Below are 2134 nucleotides of genomic sequence, written 5' to 3' on the forward strand. Positions count from 1 at the left end.
AATAATAAAGTTAAACCTAATAACTTCCTGGGAATTGTTAAATGGGAATTGTTAATTAAAAAGATCTCTCCCTTCAGTCTAAATGAAAATAGCATTGGTTTATATCATTTCGAAAGAGTCCCGACACATGAGGACTACTGAGAAATCTGATTATACCACTAAAATGCATAATCTGTAAACCCACAACCGATAAGCGTTTTTTGAAATTGTTCAATGTTACTTCGTACTTTTGATCCCGGAACGGAAAATATACAACCGAAAACATAGCATGAATTACCTTTCAGTAGAAAATATAGCCAAATCTTACGGCGAACGTGAGCTTTTTGAGAATATCAGTTTTGGAATTAACAAAGATCAAAAAGTTGGCTTTGTCGCGAAGAACGGAACCGGAAAAACCAGTCTCCTAAATATTCTTGCAGGAACTGACTCGCCGGATGAAGGTCAGGTGATCTATCGCAATGATATTCGGGTAGCATTTCTTTCTCAGGAACCGGATCTGGATCCGGAGCTCACCATTGAACAAAGTATCTTTTCCAGTGAGAATCCTACTCTTAAGGTTGTAGCGCAATACGAAAAGGCGATGCAAAATCCTGAGGATTCAGATGCGCTTCAAAAAGCCATGGATGCCATGGAAGCCAACAATGCCTGGGATTTTGAAACGGAATTCAAGCAGATACTTTTTAAACTGAATCTGGAAGACCTGCAGGCGGTGGTGAAAAACCTTTCCGGGGGACAAAAAAAGCGACTGGCATTAGCGAGAATGCTTCTTAAAAAACCAGATTTCATAATCCTCGATGAGCCTACCAACCATCTGGATCTGGATATGATCGAATGGCTGGAGGAATATTTCCGGAAACAGGATTTCACAATTTTCATGGTCACCCACGACCGGTATTTTCTGGAAAGGGTTTGTAATGAGATCATCGAACTGGAAGAAGGTAAACTTTATACTTATAAAGGAAACTACTCTTACTACCTGGATAAAAAGGAGGAAAGACATCAGCTGGAAGATACCAATACGGGGAAAGCACAGCAGCTCTACAAAAAAGAACTGGAATGGATGCGTCGCCAACCAAAAGCACGAACCACAAAGTCTAAATCCCGAATAGAGGATTTCCATGATATCAAGCACAGAGCGAGTCAGCGCAGACAGGACCATAAAGTTCAGCTGGAACTCAACATGGAGCGCCTGGGAAGTAAGATCGTCGAACTTCATAACATCTCGAAAGAATTAGGTGGCAAACAATTGATGAAAGGCTTTAGCCATACCTTCCAGAAAGGAGAGCGCCTTGGCATCATTGGGAAAAACGGAACGGGTAAATCTACCTTCCTGAATATGTTAACCGGAAATCTTCAGCCGGATACCGGAAAAATAGTAATTGGGGAAACAATTAAATTCGGCTATTATACTCAGAAAGGGATCAAGATCAAACCGGGACAGAAAGTGATCGAGGTTATCAAGGAGTTCGGGGATTATATTCCGTTGAAAAAAGGGAAACAGATCTCGGCAGAACAACTTTTGGAGCGATTCCTTTTCAGCCGGAAAAAGCAATATGATTTTGTAGAAAAGCTGAGTGGTGGTGAAAAAAAACGACTCTACTTATGTACAGTTTTAATTCAGAATCCCAACTTTTTAATTCTGGATGAGCCAACCAACGATCTGGATGTACTCACTTTAAATGTCCTCGAGAATTTCCTACTGGATTTCCCCGGATGTATTATCGTGGTTTCGCACGACCGTTACTTTATGGATAAGATCACCGACCACCTTTTTGTTTTCAAAGGTGAAGGTGAAGTTCAGGATTTCCCAGGAAATTATACCGATTATAGGGAATATGAAGCATCTAAACCTAAGGAAGAGAAATCTGTCGATTCAGAAACTCAGACAAAGAAGGAAAAGAAAGAATTCAAATCAAGTAATTCCGGACCTTCTTTAAGCTATGCTGAAAAGAAAGAATACAGCAAACTGGAAAAAGAGATCGCAAAACTGGAATCTCAAAAAGAAAGTATTCAGCAGAAATTCCTGCAGGAATTAAGCGGAGAAGAAATCGACAAGACTTCTATGGAATTGAAGGAGGTTGAAAACCAGATAGAAACTAAAACGGAAAGGTGGTTTGAGCTCCTGGAGAAGCTC

1 protein-coding gene is annotated in these 2134 nt (G+C 40.3%); it reads left to right on the top strand.

Features of this window, described 5'->3' with window-relative positions:
* Window positions 1-268: 268 nt before the first annotated feature.
* The coding region (locus ACNKXV_RS12245; protein WP_417908026.1) for an ABC-F family ATP-binding cassette domain-containing protein at window positions 269-2134 on the top strand (1866 nt) is incomplete at its 3' end.

The sequence above is a fragment of the Christiangramia aquimixticola genome (genome assembly GCF_048285835.1).
Classification (GTDB): domain Bacteria; phylum Bacteroidota; class Bacteroidia; order Flavobacteriales; family Flavobacteriaceae; genus Christiangramia; species Christiangramia aquimixticola.